The 21,317-nt window shown below is 69.8% G+C and carries 16 protein-coding genes; 7 read left to right on the top strand and 9 right to left on the bottom strand.

The features are described 5' to 3' along the window. Window positions 1-68: 68 nt before the first annotated feature. On the top strand, window positions 69-1,619 hold the full coding sequence (locus JRI60_RS36955; RefSeq protein ID WP_204220616.1) for a response regulator: 1,551 nt from the start codon (window positions 69-71) through the stop codon (window positions 1,617-1,619). Beyond that, window positions 1,616-3,085 (top strand): sigma-54-dependent transcriptional regulator, encoded by a 1,470-nt coding sequence (locus JRI60_RS36950; protein WP_204220615.1) that lies wholly within the window; start codon window positions 1,616-1,618, stop codon window positions 3,083-3,085. The genes JRI60_RS36955 and JRI60_RS36950 overlap by 4 nt, the downstream gene beginning before the upstream one ends. Here the strand turns inward: JRI60_RS36950 and JRI60_RS36945 are convergent. Beyond that, window positions 3,082-4,413: a replication-associated recombination protein A gene (locus JRI60_RS36945; protein ID WP_204220614.1), complete on the bottom strand. Its 1,332-nt coding sequence runs from the start codon at window positions 4,411-4,413 to the stop codon at window positions 3,082-3,084. The genes JRI60_RS36950 and JRI60_RS36945 overlap by 4 nt on opposite strands. Before the next feature lie 100 nt (window positions 4,414-4,513). On the opposite strand from JRI60_RS36945, the gene JRI60_RS36940 reads away from it, so the two are divergent. Both JRI60_RS36940 and JRI60_RS36935 read left to right on the top strand, forming a co-directional pair. Continuing rightward, window positions 4,514-5,365, top strand: coding sequence for an NAD(+)/NADH kinase (locus JRI60_RS36940; RefSeq protein ID WP_204220613.1), 852 nt, complete (start codon window positions 4,514-4,516; stop codon window positions 5,363-5,365). 5 nt (window positions 5,366-5,370) lie between these two features. Continuing rightward, window positions 5,371-6,141 (top strand): YdcF family protein, encoded by a 771-nt coding sequence (locus JRI60_RS36935; RefSeq protein ID WP_204220612.1) that lies wholly within the window; start codon window positions 5,371-5,373, stop codon window positions 6,139-6,141. Between the two features lie 36 nt (window positions 6,142-6,177). Here JRI60_RS36935 and JRI60_RS36930 read toward each other — a convergent pair whose 3' ends face one another. From JRI60_RS36930 to JRI60_RS36895, 8 genes are all read right to left on the bottom strand, one after another. Then, on the bottom strand, window positions 6,178-7,824 hold the full coding sequence (locus tag JRI60_RS36930; protein ID WP_204220611.1) for a bifunctional metallophosphatase/5'-nucleotidase: 1,647 nt from the start codon (window positions 7,822-7,824) through the stop codon (window positions 6,178-6,180). Between the two features lie 165 nt (window positions 7,825-7,989). Next, window positions 7,990-8,736 carry an MBL fold metallo-hydrolase gene (locus tag JRI60_RS36925; RefSeq protein ID WP_204220610.1) on the bottom strand — a complete coding sequence of 249 codons (747 nt, stop codon included), beginning with the start codon at window positions 8,734-8,736 and terminating at the stop codon, window positions 7,990-7,992. Next, a complete protein-coding gene (gene coaD / locus JRI60_RS36920; protein ID WP_204220609.1) occupies window positions 8,736-9,230 on the bottom strand; it encodes a pantetheine-phosphate adenylyltransferase in 495 nt (164 codons plus the stop codon). Before coaD ends, JRI60_RS36925 begins: the two co-directional genes overlap by 1 nt. Continuing rightward, entirely contained in the window at window positions 9,230-10,474 is a 1,245-nt protein-coding gene (locus JRI60_RS36915) for an MFS transporter (RefSeq protein ID WP_239469935.1), read from the bottom strand. Before JRI60_RS36915 ends, coaD begins: the two co-directional genes overlap by 1 nt. After that, window positions 10,471-11,076 carry a TetR family transcriptional regulator gene (locus JRI60_RS36910; RefSeq protein ID WP_204220608.1) on the bottom strand — a complete coding sequence of 202 codons (606 nt, stop codon included), beginning with the start codon at window positions 11,074-11,076 and terminating at the stop codon, window positions 10,471-10,473. Before JRI60_RS36910 ends, JRI60_RS36915 begins: the two co-directional genes overlap by 4 nt. A gap of 173 nt (window positions 11,077-11,249) precedes the next feature. Then, window positions 11,250-13,355 carry a WD40/YVTN/BNR-like repeat-containing protein gene (locus tag JRI60_RS36905; RefSeq protein WP_204220607.1) on the bottom strand — a complete coding sequence of 702 codons (2,106 nt, stop codon included), beginning with the start codon at window positions 13,353-13,355 and terminating at the stop codon, window positions 11,250-11,252. Window positions 13,356-13,398: 43 nt separating this feature from the next. Next, entirely contained in the window at window positions 13,399-13,959 is a 561-nt protein-coding gene (locus tag JRI60_RS36900; protein ID WP_204220606.1) for an adenine phosphoribosyltransferase, read from the bottom strand. Next, entirely contained in the window at window positions 13,956-14,942 is a 987-nt protein-coding gene (locus JRI60_RS36895; protein WP_204220605.1) for a 2-hydroxyacid dehydrogenase, read from the bottom strand. The genes JRI60_RS36900 and JRI60_RS36895 overlap by 4 nt, the downstream gene beginning before the upstream one ends. Window positions 14,943-15,103: 161 nt before the next feature. Here JRI60_RS36895 and JRI60_RS36890 point away from each other — a divergent pair, with 161 nt between their 5' ends. The 3 genes from JRI60_RS36890 to JRI60_RS36880 all read left to right on the top strand — a co-directional run bounded on the left by JRI60_RS36890 (window position 15,104) and on the right by JRI60_RS36880 (window position 21,159). Then, the gene (locus JRI60_RS36890; protein ID WP_204220604.1) at window positions 15,104-18,415 is read left to right on the top strand and encodes a DEAD/DEAH box helicase; all 3,312 of its coding nucleotides are present in this window, start codon (window positions 15,104-15,106) and stop codon (window positions 18,413-18,415) included. A 149-nt stretch (window positions 18,416-18,564) separates the two neighbouring features. Further along, a complete protein-coding gene (recN, locus tag JRI60_RS36885; protein ID WP_204220603.1) occupies window positions 18,565-20,304 on the top strand; it encodes a DNA repair protein RecN in 1,740 nt (579 codons plus the stop codon). Window positions 20,305-20,397: 93 nt separating this feature from the next. Beyond that, on the top strand, window positions 20,398-21,159 hold the full coding sequence (locus JRI60_RS36880) for a Stp1/IreP family PP2C-type Ser/Thr phosphatase (protein ID WP_204229251.1): 762 nt from the start codon (window positions 20,398-20,400) through the stop codon (window positions 21,157-21,159). Window positions 21,160-21,317 lie beyond the last annotated feature (158 nt).

The raw sequence follows: 21,317 nt of genomic DNA, 5'->3' as shown, positions 1-21,317 counted from the left end.
ATTGCAAAAGCGAGGGTCTCGGACCCGGGACGAGGTTGCCACTGGAACTGGCGCAGACACAAGGAGCGGTGCCACGCGGTCGGCTGCTGCTGGTGGACGACGAGGAGTACATCCTGAAGTCCATCCGGCGGGTGCTCCGTCGCGGCGATTGGCAGATCGAGACGGCCTCCGATGCGGAGGAGGGCCTCAAGGCCCTCGAACGCTTCACTCCGGAGGTGGTCATCTCGGACTTCCGCATGCCGGGTATGAACGGCGTGGAGTTTCTCAGCCGGGTGAAGGCGCAGGTGCCACGGGCCCAGCGCATCATGCTCACCGGACAGGCTGACCAGCAGGCCATCGAGGAGGCGATCAACCGGTCGGAGATCTTCCGTTTCATCTCCAAGCCGTGGAACGACAGCCACCTGGTGCTCACGGTCAAGAGCGCCTTCGAGCAGTACGCGCTCCAGACGGAGAACGAGCGGCTGCTCCGGGTGACGCAGCAGCAGAACGAGGAGCTGCGGCGGCTCAACGCGGAGCTGGAGACGCGCGTGGCGCTGCGCACGCACCTGCTGAGCCAGGCCAAGCGGGAGTGGGAGCTGTCGTTCGACTCCATGGACACGCCGCTGGCCGTGGTGCGCAAGGACTACGGGGTGCGCCGGGCCAACCGGGCGTACATCGACCTGGCGGGCGACCGGCTCAAGGAGCCGCTGTCCGAGGAGGAGGCCGAGCAGCGCTGCCACAAGCTGCTGTTCGACCGGGACACGCCCTGCCAGGGCTGCCCGCTGCCGGAGGCCCTCCAGAGCGGCAAGGGTACGCGCTCGGAGATCTCCCAGCGCGGACGCACCTACGCCATGTCCGCCTATCCGCTCACGGGCGAGGGGCGCGCCGTGTGCTCCTATCGGGACATCTCCGACGAGCGCGAGATGACGCGCCGGCTCATCGAGACGGAGAAGATGGCGGCGGTAGGCCAGCTCGCCGGTGGCGTGGCGCACGAAATCAACAACCCGCTGGGCGGCATCCTCGCCTTCGCGCAGTTGATGAAGCGCGATGAGGGGCGCACCCCCTCCGACATGGAGTCGTTGGACCTCATCGAGGAGAGCGCGCTGCGCTGCAAGCGCATCGTGGAGAGCCTCCTGAAGTTCAGCCGCCACAGCAAGACGGAAGACCGGCGCACCTTCCAGCTCAACAAGTGCGCGGAAGACTCGGCGGTGCTCTTCGGGGCGCAGCTCAAGTCGTACTCCAAGGTGCGCATGGAGCTGAGGCTGGCGTCGGATCTGCCGGAGCTGTTCGGAGACCCGGGCCAGCTGTCGCAGGTGATGCTCAACCTGCTGCAGAACGGGCTGCACGCGCTGCCTCCCACGGGGGGCGTGCTGACCCTGGAGACGGGGCGCGACGGCGACCGGTGCTACTTCCGGGTCGTCGATTCGGGCAGTGGCATCGAGGAGCGCTACCTGTCGCGCATCTTCGATCCGGCGTTCACCACCAAGCCTCCCGGCCAGGGCACCGGCCTGGGGCTGGCCATCGCCTACCGCATCGTCGAGGACCACGGTGGCATCTTCAAGGTGGACACCCGGCTCGGTGAGGGTTCGCGCTTCACCGTCTTCATCCCCATCCCCCTGCAGCTCGAGAGGTTGCCGTGAACCCGCAGCCGTCCACCACCGCCGCTCCCAAGCGCGCCAAGATCCTGGTCGTGGATGACGATCCGATCGTCCTCAAGGCGGTCACGGTCATCCTCACCCGAGAGGGCTACCAGGTCGTCTCCATCGACGATGCCGTGGAAGGACTGACCGCGGCGAAGGATCCGTCCATCGACGTGGCCGTCCTGGACATCAAGATGCCCAACCTGTCCGGCATGGACCTGCTGCGCGGCATCAAGGCGGCGCGTCCGGACGTGGAGGTCATCATGATGACCGCCTTCGCCACCGTGGAGACGGCGGTGGAGGCGGTGAAGTCCGGCGCGTACGACTACCTCACCAAGCCCTTCGAGAACATCGACGAAGTGAGCATGACGGTGGCCAAGGCCGCCGAGCGCAAGGCCCTGAGGGACAGGGCCCGAGCGCTGGAGGAGGCGCTCACCGCGCGCAACCAGTTCGAGGAGCTCATCGGCCAGTCGTCGCAGATGCGCGCCGTCTTCAAGCTGGTGGAGACGGTGAGCCACTCCACCGCCACGGTGCTCATCCAGGGCGAGAGCGGCACGGGCAAGGAGCTGGTGGCCCGCGCCATCCACTACCGCAGCGCGCGCAAGGACAAGCCCTTCGTGGCCGTCAACTGCTCGGCGCTGACGGACACGCTGCTGGAGAGCGAGCTCTTCGGTCACATCAAGGGCAGCTTCACCGGGGCCACGTCCAACAAGAAGGGCCTCTTCGAGGCCGCTGACGGCGGCACCATCTTCCTCGACGAGATTGGCGACGTGCCTCCCGCCACCCAGGTGCGCCTGTTGCGCGTGCTGCAGGAGGGCGAGGTCAAGCGCGTGGGCGCCAACGAGCCGGTGAAGGTGGACGTGCGCGTCATCGCCGCCACGCACGTGGACCTGAACCGGGCCAAGGAGCAGGGCAAGTTCCGCGAGGACCTGTTCTACCGGCTCAACGTCATCACCATCGATCTGCCGCCGCTGCGCGACCGTCCCGAGGACGTGCCGCTGCTGGCCCACCACTTCCTCAAGCTGTACACGGGGAAGGTGGGCAAGCGGGTGACGGGCTTCATGCCGCGCGCCATGGAGGCGCTCACCTGCAACCGGTGGACGGGCAACGTGCGCGAGCTGGAGAACGTCATCGAGCGCGCCGTGGTCCTCACGTCCAAGGAAGTGCTGGACGTGGACGACCTGCCGCCGGGCTTCCAGGACGCGCCCCAGGCCGGAGCGCAGGTCGAGGTCTTCAGCCTCGCGCACCTGCCGTACGCCCAGGCGAAGCGGCTGGCCATGCGCGCCTTCGAGCGGCGCTACCTCACCGCGCTGCTCGAGAAGCACAACCACAACGTCTCCAGCGCCGCGCGCGCCGCGGGCGTCGATCGCTCCAACTTCCGCCGCCTGCTCAAGCAGTACGAGGTGGCGGGCCGCTCCATGAAGCGCGGCAAGGACGACGACGACGCCCTCGAGGTGGCGTCCTAGCCTTCCTCGCCCGGCTCGCGGGGACGACCCGCGAGCTGGCGTTGGATCTCCTCGTAGCGCTCCGCCAGCTCCTGCTCGAAGCCGTTGTGCGTGGGCTGGTAGAAGCGCCGGCCGCGCAGGGCGTCGGGGAGGTAGTCCTCGGGGACGTAGTTGCCCTCGAAGTTGTGGGGGTACTTGTAGCCGGCGCCGTACCCGAGTGACTTCATCATCTTCGTGGGCGCGTTGCGCAGGTGCATGGGGACGGGCAGGGGTCCGCCCTCGGTGACGGCGGTGCGCGCCGCGGCGTACGCGGTGAGCACGGCGTTCGACTTGGGCGCCAGCGCCAGGTACGTCACCGCCTGGGTGAGGGGCAGGGTGCCCTCGGGCAGGCCCATCAGCTCGAAGGCCCGCAGCGCGTCTACCGCCACGCTCAGTGCCCGCGGGTCCGCGTTGCCGATGTCCTCCGAGGCGAAGATGACCATGCGCCGGAAGATGAAGACCGGATCCTCTCCGGCTTCCAGCATGCGCGTCATCCAGTAGAGCGCGGCGTCCACGTCCGAGCCCCGCATGGATTTGATGAAGGCGCTGACGACGTTGTAGTGCTCCTCGCCGCCCTTGTCGTAGAGGAGCGCCTTGTGCTGCAGGGCCTCCTCGGCGATGGCCTTGTCCACCCGGGTGCCGCCGTGCGCCGCCGCCGCCTCCAGCGCGGTGAGCGCCCTGCGCGCGTCTCCGCCCGACGCCTGGACGATGAAGGTGAGCGCCTCGTCGTCCACCTGCACCTTGCCGCCCAGGCCCTTGGGGTCCGTCACCGCCCGGCGCAGCAGCGCCACCAGCTCCTCCTCCTCCAGCCCGCGCAGGGTGACGACGCGGGCGCGGGAGAGGAGGGCGGCATTCACCTCGAAGGAGGGGTTCTCCGTGGTGGCCCCGATGAGGGTGACGGTGCCCTTCTCCACGTGGGGCAGCAGCGCGTCCTGCTGGGCCTTGTTGAAGCGGTGGATCTCATCCACGAAGAGGATGGTGCGCTGACGGTTCATCCGCCAACGCTCCTGGGCCCGGGCCACCGTCTCGCGGATGTCCTTCACGCCGGAGAGCACGGCGGAGAGCGACTCGAAGGAGGCGCCGGTGGAGCGGGCGACGAGGTGGGCGAGCGTCGTCTTGCCGGTCCCCGGGGGGCCCCAGAGGATGAGCGAGGGGACCTGGTCGTGCTGGATGGCCCGGCGGAGGAAGCGTCCCTCGCCCGTCAGGTGCTCCTGGCCGACGAACTCCTCCAATCGCGAGGGACGCATCCGCTCCGCGAGGGGGGCGAGGGTCGCCTCGTCCTTCTTGCTGGCATGCTCGAAGAGGTCCATGGGGGTATCCTGCTGCCGGGTACTACGTGTCACAGGGTCATCGAAGGGGCCATTTCGTCCAGCGCACCCCTGGTCGCCTGGACTAGAACGCACACTTATCGTGCAGACCCTGTTGCTCGTTGCGAAGAAGGACAAGCCCGAGGCGGCGGAGCTCGCCGCGCGGATCCGGGAACGCTACCCCTCACTGGACGTGCTGGGGGACCGGCTCCTGGCCCACGCACTTGGCTGGCCCCGGCTGGAGGATCGCGAGCTGGCGGCCCGGGCGGACCTGGTCGTGGTGCTGGGGGGTGATGGAACCCTCATCCACGCGGCGCGGCTGCTCGCGGGGCGCTCCACGCCCATCCCCATCATGGGGGTCAACCTGGGCAGCCTGGGCTTCATGACCGAAATCCCCGTGGAGGAGCTGTTCCCCACGCTGGACGAGGTGCTCGCCGGCCGTTTCAAGGTGGACTCCCGGATGAAGCTCTCGTGCCGGCTGGTGCGCGAGGGCCGGGTGGTGGTGGAGGACGAGATCCTCAACGACGTGGTCATCAACAAGGGCGCGCTGGCGCGCATCGCGGACCACGAGGTGTCCATCGAGGGGGTGCCCATCGCCACGTACAAGGCGGACGGGGTCATCCTGTCCACGCCCACCGGCTCCACCGCGTACGCGCTGTCGGCGGGCGGCCCCATCGTGCACCCCTCGGTGGACTGCACGGTGCTGGCGCCCATCTGCTCGCATGCGCTCACGCACCGGCCCATCATCGTGCCGGCGGACCGCACCATCCGCATCGCGCTGCGCACCGAGACGGCGGACACCTTCCTCACCCTGGACGGGCAGACGGGCCACAGCCTGCAGTGCGAGGACATCATCGAGGTGGTGCGCTCGCCCAACCGGGTGAACCTGGTGCGCAATACGCGGGTGGGCTACTTCACCATCCTCCGGCAGAAGCTCCACTGGGGCGAGCGGTAGCGCGCGTGTTCGTCTTCCTATCGAAGATATTGGATCTGCTGCTCTCGCCGCTCACCTGGAGCTTGCTGCTGGGCGTGGCGGGCCTGGTGGTGCGCCGGAGGCGGGCGAGGCTGGCGACGTGGCTGCAGGGGCTCGGGCTGGCGGTGCTGTACGTCTTCTCCACGGATCCGGTGGCCAACGGCCTGCAGGTCTGGGTGGAGGCGGGCGCGGTGTCCACGTACCGGCCGGACGTGACCTATGACGCCGTCATCGTGCTGGGCGGGGCGGTGGACTCGTCCGCCATCGAGCGCTCGGGGATGCCCGAGTACAACCCGGCGGTGGAGCGCGTCCTGCGCGGGTTCGAACTGCTGCGGGAGGGGCATGCGCGCCAGGTGCTCTTCACGGCGGGCACGATCGACACGCGGCCGGAGGCGCTGGTGGAGGCGGACGTGCTGTCGAAGCAGCTCCAGACGTGGGGGATTCCACCCGAGCGGATCGTCACCGAGGGACGCAGCCGGAACACGCGGGAGAACGCGGTGGAGTCGGAGCGCATCATCCGGGAGAAGGGGTGGAAGACCCTGCTGATGGTGACGAGCGCGGCGCACATGCCCCGGGCGCAGGCGACCTTCGCGGCGGTGGGGCTGAAGCCGGACACGCTGGCGGTGGACGTGCGCGCGCGCGAGTGGATCATCCGAAGCACCTGGTGGCAGCCGAGGGCCGCGAACCTGTCAACGGGGACGGACGCGCTGCGGGAGCTGTTCGGGCGCTTCGTCTACCGGCTGCGGGGCTGGGCCTGACTTCCCCTCTCCCTCCGGGAGAGGGGGCATACACGGTCACTGCGCCGCCACGGTCGGACAGTCCAGTACGTCCTGGTCTTCCTTCTTCGTCGCGATGTCCCGCGTTCCACCGCGCAGCCGCTCGATGCGGCCATCCGTGGTCGGCGCGATGGCCTCGGCCGAGGAGAAGGCGTCGCGCAGCACGTCCTGCGTGGAGCGGCCCTTCTCGGGCGAGACGCGGTACTTCGCGCCCTTGAACATCGTGTAACCGTCTCCACCGCCCGACATGTACGAGTTGGTGGCGAGCGTGTACGTGCGCTTCGGATCCAACGGCTCGCCATTCACGGTGACGCGCACGATGCGCTCCCCCACGGGCCGGCACACGTCGAAGGCGTACTTGATGCCGGAGACCTGAGGGAAGCGGCCAGGATCCGTCTCCTCGGCGCTGCGGCTCACGCCCTGCTCGAGCGCCTGGCGCAGCACCGCGCCCGTCACCTCGATGCTCACCACCGAGCCCGGGAAGGGATGAATCGCCAGCACGTCGCGCCGGGTCAGCGGGCCCGGTCTCAGGATCGAATCCGAGCGGATGGAGCCTCCGTTGATCAGCGCCACCTCCGCGCCCGTGGCCTTGCGGTACGCATCCGCCACGAAGGAGGCCAGGTTCGTCTCGTGGGTGCGGTTGGTCTCCTCCATCGCATCCAGCTCCACGGCCGTGCGGCCCACGGGCTGGGAGAGCTCGGCCAGCAGCGCGTCGTACTCGTGCATCGCCTGGGCGAAGGCGGCGTCCTCCGGCACGTCGGGCGTCACCGGCAGCACGGCGAAGTCCATGCTCTTGAGCTTGTGGCTCTGCGTGCCCACGTGCATCGTGACGCGGCCCAGCTCCCGCGCCTCGGACGACATCTTGACGATGGGCGTGCCGTTGGACACCGCCTGCATCATCACGTGCTCGTGGCCTCCGATGATGAGGTCGATGGGCGCGCAGCGGGCGAGCACCTTGTCCTCGGCCACGAACAGGTGCGTGAGCGCGATGACGACCTGGGCGCCCTCCGCCCGCATCTTCGGGACGATCTCCCGGGCCTTCTGGCACGTGTCCGTGAAGTACACGTCCGGTCCCGGCTTGGAGCTGTACTTCGTCTTGCCCAGCAGCACGCCGAAGATGCCCACCTTCACGCCGCCCACCTCACGGATGACGAAGGGTGGGGTGTCGCCGAAGGGGCGGGCCGTCCGCTTGTCCATCACGTTGGCACCCAGCCAGGTGAAGCGCGACTCCTTCATGCGCTGCACCAGCACGTCCGGACCGAAGTCGAACTCGTGGTTGCCGAGCACCGCGAAGTCCACGCCCAGCGCGTTCCACGCGTCGATCATCTGCTTGCCCTTGTGGAAGGTGGATTCCACCGAGGGCGACAGCGTGTCACCGGCCATCAGGAAGAGCGTGTTCGGGGACTCGGCCAGCACCTGCTTGCGCAGCGTGGACAGCCGCGCCAGTCCGCCCCGGCCCCCGAAGTCCACCGGCGTGAACTGGTACACGTCGTTGACGTGCAGCAGCGTGAGCGTGACGGTGGGCTCGTCGTCCTGCTCGGACTCGGAGGCCGCTTTCGCGGTGGGCGCGGACCCGCTCCGCGGCAGCGACGCGCAGCCAGCGAGGAGCAGGGCAGCCAGGGACGAGGCCAGGGATCTCGGGTGCAGGAGGGACTGGAAGGACATGGGCGTGCCGTTGGGGCGGCGAATCTCCCACGTCCGACCCCGTTGTGCATCATCGCCGCGTGACCCGTCCGTAACGCGCCGTGGCGAGGTTCGCTCACCCCCCCGCCCTGGAAGCGGAGGGTGGGTCCCGAGGTTCCCCGCTCGGAGGGTTGAGCCCGGGGCGCCTCACACCGTGTAGCGGCGCCCCTGCACGAGTGGCTCGATGTTGCTCGCGTCGAGCTCGAAGTCATCCGGGTAGTGGATGAGCCGCATCTTCGCGCGCAGCTCCACCGGCAGTGCGGCGAGCTTCTCATAAGGTGTGTGCACGCCGTAGTTCGTCTCGTGCACCACGAGATCCGCCTGGGCGAGCCAGGCGATGAGGCCCTCGTCATAGGCCGTGTCCGCGCTGTAGCCCAGGCAGCGCCCACCTGCTCGGATGCGCAGGGCCGTGGTGGGCACGTGGTGGTACGTGCGGCGGCACTCGATGGAGAAGGGCCCGAAGTGCACGGCCTCCTCCGTGGAGAGCGCGAGCGGCTCGAAGTAGTCCTCGAACTCGTGCCGCTGGGGCTCTCCGCCCGGCTTGCGGATGAGATCCTCCATGCCCGCCGCGAGGTGGCCCTCCCAGAGCCGGCGCTTCACCTCCGGGTGGGCGAGCAGCCGCAGCTTCCGTTTCAGCACGAAGAAGGAGAAGTAACCGAGCCCCTCCACGCCCGAGCTGTGGTCCGCGTGCAGGTGGGTGAGGACGAGGCCCGAGACGCGATCCACGTCCAGCTCCACACCCGAAGACTGGCTGGCCTCGCGCATCATCTTGCGGATGGGGTGCGGACAGTCCACCAGCAGCACCTGGCCCTCGGCCTCGAGCGCCAGGCACGAGGAGTAGCGCAGTGCGGAGAAGGCGTCGCCGACGCCGAGGGTGACGAAGGACAGGCTCATCACGGACTCCAGGTTGGGGAACTCAATCGCTGCCTCAGCTTCGCCGCGACGGCGGGCGGGCAGAAGTCCGAAACGTCCTCGCCGCGCGCCAGCCGCTCCTTGAGGCGGCTGCTGCTCACCTCGGCGAGGTGGGACTCGGCGGGGAGGAAGAGGGTGGACAGGTCCGGGGCGAGGGCCCGGTTGGCCTGTGCCAGCGTCGTCTCGAACTGGGCATCCGTGGCGCCTCGCACCCCGCGCAGCAGCACGCTCGCGCCGATGGCCCGCGCGTACTCCACGATGAGCCCCTCCGTGCTGGCCACGGTGACGTTGGGGTGGAGCGCCACCACCTCGCGCAGCAACTCCACGCGCTCGGACACGGAGAAGAGCGTGCGCTTGTCGGGGTTGATGGCCACCACCACGACGACATGGCCGAAGAGGCGCGCGGCCTGGCGGATGACGGAGAGGTGGCCGGCGGTCACCGGGTCGAAGCTGCCGGCATAGACGGCGATGGACATCACGACACCTCCGGTTGTCCCCCGGACACGAAGGCCCGGGGCGGATGGAAGGTGAACAACACCCAGACCACGGCCACGGCGCAGACGGCCGCCGAGAGTGTGAAGTGCCACGCATAGCCGAGTGCCTGGGCGCTGAAGCCACTCACGGCCGCGGCACCGCCGGTGGCCAGCACCACGAGCGAGGCCTGCACCGTGTAATCGGACGCGGCGTGCTCCGGGCGGCACGTCTCCATCATCACCGTGAAGAGGGCCGCGGTGGCCATGCCGCTCGTCAGGTGCTCCACGCCGCAGACGAGCGCGAGCACGGGGAGGGAGGCCCCTCGCGCGGCCAGGGCGTAGAGGAGCACCGCGCCCGCCTGCAGGGTGCCGAAGACGAGCAGTGCCCGCCGCCGCCCCAGCCGGTTGACGAGCGCCCCGCCCGCGAGCGCGCCGAGCAGCCCGGTGGTGAAGCCCACGAACCCGAGCATCCACCCCACCTGCGACAGGCTCAGTCCCACGTCGACGAGGAACGTGCGCAGCATGCCCGTCGCCAGGTTCTCGCCCGCCTTGAAGAGCACCAGCAGGGTGAGCCACGCGCCCGCGCCGGGACGGTGCATCCAGTACAGCAGGGAGTCGCGGAGCCAGGGGAGCAGTCCCGTGCCCTCGTGGGGTGGGGCAGGGGAGGGCGGCTCGCGGAAGAGCGCCACCGGCACCGTGGCCACGAGCAGCATCGCGCCCAGGCTCAGCAGGGTGAGGCGCCAGCCCAGTGCGTCGAAGAGGACGAGCATCAGCCCGCCTCCGAGGATCATTCCCACCCGGTAGCCCGCCACCTGGATGCCATTGCCCCAGCCGAGCTCCCTCGGCTCGAGCAGGTCCACCGCGAGCCCGTCCGTGGCCACGTCCTGCGTGGCCGCCAGCAGGTTGACGAGCAGCACGGCCACGAGGAGCGCCCGCACGCTCACGGTGCCCTCGGGCAGCGCGAGGACCAGGAGCAGCACCGCCGAGAGGAACTGCAGCGGGAGGATGTAGCCGCGCCGCCGTCCCAGGCGCTCCGAGCCGTACCGGTCCATCAGCGGGGCCCAGAGGAACTTGAGCGCCCACGGCAGCGCGAGCAGGTGGGCCAGTCCGATGGCGGGCAGCGACAGGCCCTGCTTGCGCAGCAGCACCGGCAGCGCCTGGGTGAAGAAGCCGAAGGGCAGGCCCTGGGAGAGATAGAGGCTCGTGAGCAGCCCCAGCTTCATGGGGGTCTTCAGCGCGGTCTTCATGTGCCCTCCGAGGACTCCGCCGCGTCGAGCAGCCCCGCGGCCATGCGCTTCACCGTTCCCGCCGCGGAGCCCGACGGAATCACGTCCGGCGCCGCCGCCGACAGCACGAAGTAGCCCTGCACCGCCGCGAACAGTCCCGCCGCCACCGCCCGCGCCCTCCGGCGGCCCACCACCGCGCCGACCAGCTCCTCCAGGTGCTCCAGGTCCGCGCGCACCACCTTCTCGTAAGCCTCGCGCACCTCGGGCTGCCGCACCGCCTCCGCGCTGATGGTCACCCACGCCGCCACCGAGGCCGGATCCGCTCCGTCTCCCGTGGCCAGGAATGCATCCAGGAAGGCGTCCACCTGCGCCCGCGCTCCGTCCTTTGCCCGCTCCAGCCGCGCCTTCACCCGCTCGCGCACTCGCGCCGCGAGCTGCTCCACCAGCGTCAGGAGGATCTCCTGCTTCTCCGTGAAGTGGTAGTGCACCAGCCCCGCGCTCAGCCCCGCCGCCTTCGCTATCTCCGCGATGGACGCTCGCTCGTAGCCACGCTCCGCCATGACTCGCAGCAGTCCCTGGACGATCTGCTGCCGGCGCTCCTCCGTGTTCGATGGGCGGGCCATCCTCGGCTCCATTTCTAGGTTGGTTGACCAACTTATATGGCCGCACGCCCTTGGCGTCAACTCGATCGGGGGTTCAACTCGTGGTGCGAGATACCCTCACCCCGTCCCTCTCCCGAAGGGAGAGGGGAGGGGAGGGGAGGGAAGTTGCGCTCAGGGCTTGTGGGGAAATGCGCTCAGGGCTTGTGCAGGATGGCCGACTCGCCCACGACCCAGACATCGGACGGGGAGGCGGCCCACACGCCTTGCAGGGAACGCCGGGTGCCGGTGCTCTCGGCGGTCCACCGCGACCCGTCGTAGCGCAGCAGCGTGCTGTCTTCTCCCACGGCCCACACCGCCGACGAGGAGACTCCCCACAGCGAGCTCAAGGTGGCCGTGGTGCCACTGGACACCGAGAGCCAGACGGCGCCGTTGTAGTGCAGCAGGGTGCCATTGGCGCCCGCGGCCCAGATGTCCGATGGCCCGCTGCCCCAGACGCTCCTCAGCTCCGCGCGGGTGCCAGAGAGCATCGTGGACCAGGAGGTGCCATTCCAGCGCAGGACGGTGCCCGACGCTCCCACCGCGATGGCCAGCGAGGGGCCCTGGACCCAGACGTCATGAAGTGTCGCGCCCGTTCCGGTGGGCTGGCAGCCCCAGCCGGAGCCATCGTTGTGCAGGGCGATGCCGCCCGCTCCCACGGCCCAGACGTCCGTCTGCGAGCTGCCGTGGAGCGCCAGCAGGCTCTTGGAGTGCGCGGACAGCTCCTGCGTGAAGGCCGTTCCGTTCCACCGGTAGATGCGGTGCTCGCTACTGCTGGAGCCAGAGGAGGTCACCCAGACGGCGGTGGGCGAGGCCACGTAGAGGCCGCTGATGGAAGGGAAGGCGCCGCTGAAGAGGTGCTGCTCGACCCAGCCGCCGCCGGTCCAGTGCAGCAACCGGCCGTTGCCGCTGTTGGACTCCACCGCCCACACGTTGGTGGCGCCGCTGCCATGCACCTCGGAGATGTCTCCCCAGTCGCGGCGCGGAGTCTGGACCGTCCACTGCGTTCCGTTCCACCGCTCGGTGAGACCCTTGGCGCCCAGGAGCCATGCGTCGTTGGGGCCGCTGCCCGCGACGACTCCGTTGTAGCCGGAGCTCGTCTTCTGCCAGCCCGCGCCGTTCCAGCGGTAGCGCGAGCTCTCGCCCACCGTGAGCACCGCCGAGGGGCCAGCGGCGAACACGTGGAAGAGCTGGTCATCGATGTGCAAGGCCTCGGAGAGGCCGGCGGTGCTGACGCGGTAGACGATGCCGTAGTCGTTGCAGAAGAGGCAGGGGTCCTCGGAGGTGACGGCCCAGACGTCGCTGGGGCTGGAGCCCGTCACCTCGTAGAGGGGCAGGGCGGTGCCCGCGTCGATGGAGGAGAAGGCGGTGCCGTCGTGGTGGCGCACGGTGCCGCCGTTGCCCACCGCCCAGACATCGCCCGGGCCACTGCCCCACACGCCGTTGAGCGTCTGGGTGGTGCTCGCGTCCACGGGCTGGAAGCCGCTGCCCTGGTTGCGCCGCACGGTGCCGTTGTTGCCCACCGCCCAGACATCGTTCGGACCCGAGGCCCAGAGGGAGCGGAGGTCCTGGTTCGTGCCCGAGGCGACCGGAGAGAAGGCTCCACCCGAGGAGTGCAGCGCGATGCCTCCACTGCCCACCGTCCATACGTCCGTGGCGGACACGGCGTGCACGTCGTAGAGGTGGGTGCTCGTCCCACTCGACACGCGTGCCCACTTCGTTCCGTTCCAGCGCTGGATGTGGCCCGCCTCGCCCACGGCCCAGCCGTCATTGGCGGCGCTGAAATGGGCCCCGGACAGGGTGTAGCCATGGGGGACGGGGTACTCCCAGCACCAGCCGTCCTCGTTGCACCAGCGGTCGGCGGCTGGGATGGCGCAGGTGTTGGCCTTGCTGCGGCCGCCGCAGGTCTCCGGGGCCGAGCACGTCCCGCAGTCGAGTGTCCCTCCGCACCCGTTGGGCACCGGGCCGCAGTTGGCCTCGACTCGCGCGCACGTCAGGGGGAAGCAGCCCGCATCGGCCGTGCTGCCCGCATCGGCCGTGGTGCCCGCGTCCGGCGCGGTGCCCGCGTCCACGTCGGAGCCCACACCCGCGACGGGGCAGGCTTCCACATAGGGGCCCGCGTCCGGTGGCTCGTTCGTGCCCGCGTCGCGCGAGCCCGTATCCGGGCCGGGTGTCGGGTCACCCCCGCTTCCGCAGGCCGGGAGCAGGCCGAGCGCGGCCAGGGTGACAGGCAGCAGCACCGCGAAGGCAAGGTTGCGTGTCATGGTCACCTCTATTGCCCGGAGGGGGCCTCGTTGGATCCACGCTTCAGTAGGAGATCAGCGCGCAGACCTTCTCCCGGCCCAGGCGCTCGCGTCCGGGCAGGAAGTCCAGCGAGATGAGGACGCTGTAGCCCACCACCTCGCCCCCCAGCTTCGTCACCAGCTTCGCCGTGGCGTCCGCCGTGCCGCCCGTGGCCAGCAGGTCGTCCACGATGAGCACCCGGTCTCCGCGAGCCACCGCGTCCTCGTGGAGCTGCAGCCCGTCGTCTCCGTACTCCAGCGCGTAGCGCTCCGTCACCGTGTGCCAGGGCAGCTTCCCCGGCTTGCGCGCCGGGGCGAAGCCCGCGTGCAGCGCCAGGGCGATGGGGGCGCCCAGCAGGAAGCCGCGAGCCTCCACGCCCACCACCTTGGTGATGTGCCGGCCGCGGAAGGGCGCCGCCATCGCGTTCACCACCCGCCCGAAGAGGTGCGGATCCGCGAGCACCGGCGTCACGTCCTTGAAGAGGATGCCCGGCTTGGGGAAGTCCTGTACGTCTCGGATGCGCGCCTTCACGTCCTCGAGGAGGGTGGAGTCGTGGCCGGGGACGAAGAGAGGGGAGTTGCTCATGTGAAGAGCTCCGGGTTGACGCAGTGGGGAGGCTTGCGCCCCTCCAATGCCGCGAGGAGGTTGTCCACCGCCATGGACGCCATGCGCCCACGGGTGGCGTGGCTCGCGCTCGCGATATGCGGGGCGAGCAGGACATTGGGGAGATTCAACAACGCACTGTCGGGAGGAAGGGGTTCCGGGTCCGTCACGTCCAGCGCGGCGCCGCCCAGGTGCCCACGGGCCAGCGCCTCCACCAGCGCGGCCTGGTCCACCACCGGGCCTCGCGCCGTGTTCACCAGCAGGGCGCCCGGCTTCATGGCCGCGAGCTCCGCCCGTCCCATCCAGTGCCGGGTCTCCGCGTTGAGCGGCACGTGCAGGGAGACGAAGTCCGACTCGGCCAGCAGCGTGGCCTTGTCCACGCGCGTGAGGCCCAGCTCCACCTCCAGGTCCGGCCGGGGCCGGCGGTTGACGTACAGCAGCCGCATGCCGAAGCCGCGCGCCCGCCTCGCCACCGCCTCCCCGATGGCGCCCAGCCCCACCAGGCCCAGTGTCGCCCCGTGCACGTCCGAGCCCAGCAGCAGACCCGGCTCCCACGTCCGCCAGTTGCCCGCGCGCACGTACGCGTCCGCCTCCGCCACCCGCCTCGCCAGCCCCATCAGCAGGGCGAAGGCGAAGTCCGCCGTCGTCTCCGTGAGGACGCCCGGCGTGTTTCCCACCGGGATGCGCCGGGCTGTACAGGCCGCCACATCGATGTTGTCGTACCCCACCGCCATGTTGCTGATGGCCCGCAGGGAGGGCGCCTGGGCGAGCAGGGGCTCGTCCAACCGGTCGGTCAGCAGGGTGAGCAGCCCCTCGGACCGCCGGGCCTCGTCCAGCAACACTTCACGGGGGGGAGGCAACTGCTCCTCCCACACGCGGAGTGAGACCTGAGCGGCCAGCCGGGCGAGACCGTCTCCGGGGAGTTGTCGGGTGACGAAAACTCGGGGGCGTCTGGGGCGTTCCATTTCGACCGCCGATGCTCGCACAGCCGCGAGCCGTGCGGTGGATGACCGAGCAACCCACTGCCCGGCCACCCCCCTTCATTTTTCCCACGACGGAGGATGCCCCGTCTGTGGTACTCGAACGGATTCCCCTCGTACCGGGGGGAACGGGGACCTGAGAGAACGTGCCCTCCACCGCCGACACACGAGACGCCTCTTTCCCGCTTGATGGCCAGTGGCTGCGCGCCCTCAAGGCGGAGGTCCAGCCCACCACCTTCAAGAAGGGCCGCGAAGTCGCCGAGACCCGTCGGGTCTTCGGCCTCCAACGCGAGGGCAACAGCATCCGCGCCCAGGTGGCCGGCTCCACCTCGCCCGAGGAGCGCTATGAAGTCGCCCTCGAGGTGGGCAACGGCAAGCCGACCTCCAAGTGCACCTGCGCGTCCTGGAATGTCTACGGGCCGCACTGCAAGCACGTGGTGGCCGCGGCGCTCGTCTACGCCGCCCGCCTGCGTGCTTCCATGATCGCGAGCGCCGCGAATGCCGCGCAGGCCCCCAAGGCCGAGGCGGCGTCCAAGCTCGAGGTGGCCCCCAAGCCAGAGGCCGCTCCCGCCGATCCCCCAGCGGACGACGAGCCGGTCGTCGACTCGGAGGAGCCCGTCGTCCAGGGGGAGAATCCCCTGGTGGACGCGGTGAGCCTCCCCGCGCTCGCCAAGGTGGAGAGCTGGCTGGGCCTGTCCGCCCTGCCGGACTACGAGTTCCTCTACCGGCTCACCCCCTCCAACTCGAGCCCCGGTGGCCGGCACTGGCTGGTGGACGTGCGCCGCCAGGACGCCCAGATGAAGGGGCCCGTGCACGTCAAGCGCATGCTCCAGGCCGGCACCCGCATCGCCCCGGCCGACGAGCGCATCTTCATCCTGCTCGCCAGGCACGAGCACCGGTACGACTCGCGCATCGTCCTGTCCGACGAGGACCTGTGCGAGCTGCTCGAGTTCCTGCGCCAGCGCCGCGTCATCTATCGTGGCACCGCGCTCATCTACGCGGACGAGCCGGTGCGGCCGCAGATCCACCTCGAGTCCCGCCCGGACGGGGCCACCGCCCGCATCGAGCTGCTCATGCCGGACGGGACGAGCCTGGCCTTCAAGGACATCATCCTGCTGGCGGGCATGCGGACGTGGATCATCTCCGGGCAGTCGCTCCACCAGGTGGAGCCGGACCTGCCGCCCCGCCTGGTGCGCAAGTGGTTGCTGGAGCCCACCATGGCCTTCCCGGTGGGACAGCTCGACCGGGTGCTCACGTTCTTCGCCGCCCACCTGCCGCGCTTCCAGATGGCGCTCAAGGCGGACGACATCGACGTGGACGAGTCCGTGGAGCCCCGCTTCCTGCTCACCCTCGAGGGCTCTCCCGAGAAGGTGAAGGTGCAGCTCGCCGCGCGCTACGGGCAGACGACCGTCCCCGTGTCCCCCAACGCCTCGCACCTCGGCTACGCCAGCGGCGTGGGCGCGGATGGCCGCAAGCTGTACCGGCGCCGCGAGGAGCTCGAGCGCGGCGCGGGCAAGTGCCTGCAGGAGCTGGGGCTGCGCTACGACGGCCACTCGCACTCCTACGAGGCCAGTGGTGATGGTGCCATCGAGTTCTGGGCGCGCGGCCTCGCGTCGCTGCCCGAGGACTGGGAGCGCTACGGCGTGCAGGCCCCCAAGGTGCGCCTGCGGCCCAAGCTCAAGCCGCGCATCCGCGTGGGCATGAGCGGGGTGAGCTGGTTCGAGCTGGACGCCGAGTTCATCACCGATGACCAGGCGGTGGACCTGGGCGCGGTGCGCATGTGGCTCGACTCGGGCCGGCGCTTCGTGCCCCTCAAGGACGGCACCTACGCCGAGGCGGACATCGCGGAGATCAAGCGCGCCGCGGACCTCCTGGAGGAGGCCGGTGCGCTGCCCGGCCGCACCCGCACGCGCCTGCCGCTGCACCAGGCCGTCGCGTTGGATCTGCTGGTCGAGCTCGGGGAGTTCACCGAGGTGGAGGCCAAGGCGCGCAAGGCCATGACGGAGCTGCGCGACACCAACGGCGTGCCCAAGGTGGGCGTGCCCGACGGTCTCCAGGCCACGCTGCGCCACTACCAGGAGGCGGGCCTGTCGTGGCTGTGGTTCCTCCACCGGCACGGCCTGTCCGGCATCCTCGCGGACGACATGGGTCTGGGAAAGACGATCCAGTCGCTGAGCCTCCTGCAGAAGGTGGCCAACGAGGAGGGCCGCAAGCCGTCGCTCGTGGTGGCCCCCACCAGCGTGCTCGCCAACTGGGAGCGCGAGGCCGAGCGCTTCACCCCGGGCCTCAAGACGATCGTCTGGCACGGACAGGACCGCAAGGAGCGCGTCGAGGACCTCAAGGGCGCGGACCTGGTGCTCACGTCCTACGCGCTGGTGCGGCGCGACCTGGAGGCGCTCAGCGAGGTGGGCTTCCGCTACGTCATCCTCGACGAGGCGCAGAACATCAAGAACGCGGACAGCGCCACGGCGCAGGCCTGCAAGTCGCTGCCGAGCGACACGCGGCTCGCGCTCACCGGTACGCCGCTGGAGAACCGGCTCAGCGAGCTGTGGAGCCTCTTCGACTTCCTCATGCCGGGCTTCCTCGGCAGCGCGGAGGGCTTCAGCGACCGCTTCGAGCAGCCCATCCAGGTGGCCAACGACGGCGCCGTGCGAGACCGCCTGCGCCGCCGCATCCAGCCCTTCATCATGCGCCGTCTGAAGACGGAGGTGGCCAAGGACCTGCCGCCCAAGACGGAGAGCGTGGCCTGGTGCGAGATGGAGCCCGGTCAGGCCGCCCTCTACCGCGAGGTGCTCGAGGAGAGCCGCCGCAAGGTGAGCGAGTCCATCGAGAAGATGGGCTTCAAGCGCAGCCGCGTCTCCATCCTCGCGGCGCTGATGCGCCTGCGTCAGGTGTGCTGCGACCCGCGCCTGCTCAAGATGCCTCCCGGCACGTTGCTGCCCAACAGCGCGAAGCTGGAGCGCTTCGGCCAGCTGGTGGACGACCTCGTGGCCGAGGGACACCGCGCGCTCGTGTTCAGCCAGTTCACCGAGATGCTGGAGCTGCTCAAGGGCGAGGCGGACCGGCGCGGGCTGAGCTACCTCTACCTGGACGGCCGCACCAAGGACCGCATGGGCAAGGTGGACGAGTTCAACCGCGCGGACGGCCCCCCGCTCTTCTTCATCAGCCTCAAGGCGGGCGGCACCGGTCTCAACCTCACCGCGGCCGACTACGTCATCCACTACGACCCGTGGTGGAACCCGGCCGTGGAGGACCAGGCCACGGACCGTACCCACCGCATCGGCCAGACGCGCGCGGTCATCAGCTACAAGCTCATTACCCGCGGCACTGTCGAGGAGAAGATTCTCAGCCTCCAGAGGAGAAAGAAGGACCTGGCCGCGGGCGTTCTCAGCGCGGATGGCGACTTCGGCAAGCTCCTGACGGAGGCGGACATCGTCGACCTGTTCCAGGGCGAATGACCCTGGAGGACTACACGAGAGTCCGACCGCTCACATCACCCTCCGTGCATGCAAGCTGCCGCACGAGCCACGGGACGGAACGCTTGTGCAGTGTCAGAGGCCACTGCTAGGTTGTTCAGGTACGGGCCGTTTGGCGGAAGGAGGGCACCGTGCTGCTGGGCTTGCGCATTTCGAATGTGGCGGTGATCGAGGAGGTGGAGGTGACGTTCGGGGCCGGTCTCACCGTGCTCACGGGCGAGACGGGCGCGGGCAAGTCCATCCTGGTGGACGCGCTCGGGCTGCTGCTGGGCGGACGGGCGGATGCGGACGCCATCCGCTCGGGCTGCGAGGAGGCCTCGGTGGAGGGCGTGTTCGAGCGCACCCCGGTGCTGGCCGAGCGCATGGAGGAGCTGGGGGTGCCGGACCTCGGTGACGAGGTGCTGGTGCGCCGGGTGGTGGGCCGCAATGGCCGCGCCAAGGCCTACATCAATGGTTCGCTGGTGACGGTGGGCGTGCTGGCCCGCTTCATGCGCGGCGCGGTGGACATCGCCGGCCAGCACGAGCACGTGAGCCTCTTCGACGCCGGGCTGCACCGGGTGCTGTTGGACCGGTACGGGCGGTTGGAGGAGCAGCTGGCCGCCTACGGGCGGGACTACGCGGCGGTGGCGGAGGTGGTGTCGCGCATGGAGGCGCTGGGCGGGGACGAGTCCCGGCTGCGCGAGCGCGCCGAGTTCCTCCGTTTCCAATTGGATGAGATCACGCGCCTGGAGCCGGAGCCCGGCGAGGACGTGCGGCTGGACGCCGAGCGTCGCCGGCTGGCCGGGGCGGAGAAGCTCAAGCGGCACGGCGCCGAGGCGGAGCTGTTGCTCGGCGGCGAGGAGTCGAGCGCGGTGGAGACGGTGGGCCGCGCGCTGGGGCTGGTGAACGAGGCGTCCAAGTGCGACGCCTCGCTGGCCCCGGTGGCGGACGCGCTGGGCTCGGCTCTCTCCGAGTTGGAGGAGGCGCAGCGCCGGCTCAGCCGGTACGTGGAGGGACTGGAGTCCGACCCGGCCCGGCTGGGCGAGGTGGAGGACCGCCTGGATGCCCTCAAGCGGCTGTGCCGCAAGCACGCCTGCACCCTGGAAGGCGTGTTGCAGAAACGTGACGCGCTGGAGACGGAGCTGTCCACGCTGGACAACCGGCAGGAGGTGCTGGAGCAGCTCGCCCGCGAGCGCAAGGCCGCGGAGGAGCGGGCGCGCCGCAGTGGCGAGGCCCTCTCGAGGGCGCGCTCCTCGTGCGCCGTCGCCTTCGGGGCGCAGGTGCGCGAGGGCCTGGGGCTGCTCGCGCTGGGCAAGGCCGCCTTCGAGGTGCGGGTGACGCCCGGCACCCAGCTCAAGGCCGAGGGCGTGGACGAGGTGGAGTTCATCTTCAGCGCCAACCCGGGCGAGCCGCCCCGGCCGCTGGCCAAGGTGGCCTCCGGCGGTGAGGCCTCGCGCCTGCTGCTGGCCCTCAAGCGTGCGCTGGCGGACAGCGATGGGTGCGGTTGTTACATCCTGGACGAAGCGGATTCGGGCGTGAGCGGTGCCATCGCCGACGTGGTGGGTCGGATGATCAAGGACGTCAGCGGCCACCGTCAGGTGCTGTGCATCACCCACCTGCCGCAGGTGGCGGCCTACGCGGACGCCCACCTGCTCATCCGCAAGGGACTCAAGGGCGAGCGCACCGTCTCCGAGGTGGTGTCCCTGGAGGCCGGCTCCGAGCGGACGCAGGAACTGGCGCGGATGATGTCCGGGGTGGAGGTCACGCGCGAGGCACTGGGCGCGGCCGAGGCCCTGGTGCGTTCGGCCCACCGGGCGTCCGGACCCCCCCGGGCCCGGCGTGAACCGACTCCGGACGGTGGGTCCCGGAGCAGGCTGCGGCGCAGTGCGTAGTCAGGTACGTGCAACGCCTCCTTGCTCCGATAAGGTCCCTCACATAGCATCCACGCCGTGTCCAGAACCGCAGGGCAGACCGCGGCTCCCCGCATGAAGGTCGTCTCGGCCGGCCTCACGGATGTGGGGCGTAAGCGCAATCACAACGAAGACAGCTTCCTGATCGACGACGAGCTGCAGCTGTACGTCGTCGCGGATGGCATGGGTGGCCATGCTGGGGGCGGTACCGCCTCCCGCATCGCCGTCGAGACCATCGACAAGGAGCTCAGACGGGCCCGGGACAGCCGGGACAACCCGTTCGTCACCGCTCCCAACCTGCAGGACGCGCTCCTGCCGGATGCCTTGCGCACGGCGGTGGAGAGGGCCTGTCTGGCCATCTTCACCACCGCGCAGGAGGATCCGCGCCTGTCGGGCATGGGTACGACGGTCATCTCACTCGTCGTGCGCGACAACCTGGCGTTCTTCGCGCACGTGGGTGACAGCCGGGCCTACCTCGTCCGGGGTCCCCTCATCCAGCAGATCTCCGAGGACCACTCGCTGGTCAACGAGCAGATCAAGGCCGGGATGATCACCCCCGAGGAGGCCAAGCACTCCCGCTACAAGAACATCATCACCCGCTCCGTGGGCTTCGAAGAGGAAGTCCAGGTGGACGTCATGGGGGTGGTGGCGGAGCCGGGAGACGTCTTCCTGCTGTGCTCGGATGGTCTCGCCAACATGGTGGAGGACCGTGAGCTCCATGAGGTGGTGCAGGCCACCGGGAACTTCGCGGACATCCCCAAGCGTCTGATCGACCTGGCGAACGAGCGTGGCGGAGACGACAACATCACCGTCATCGTCGTCCAGATGTCCGCCTGAGCGGCGCCCTCGGAGAGGGCGCCTGGAATTGTTCCACCGGACTGGACGTGGAACGTTGGGTGTCGTGTGTCATTGCTTGACACCCTGAGAAGTCGGGTGGTAGCTGCCCAAAGTATCATCGGGCTTCATCGGCCCGGTGGATAACGGATGGATGGGCC

The sequence above is a fragment of the Archangium violaceum genome, from assembly GCF_016887565.1.
Classification (GTDB): domain Bacteria; phylum Myxococcota; class Myxococcia; order Myxococcales; family Myxococcaceae; genus Archangium; species Archangium violaceum_B.
Note: the sequence above shows the minus strand (reverse complement) of the source record. Positions and strands in the feature narration are given on the sequence as shown.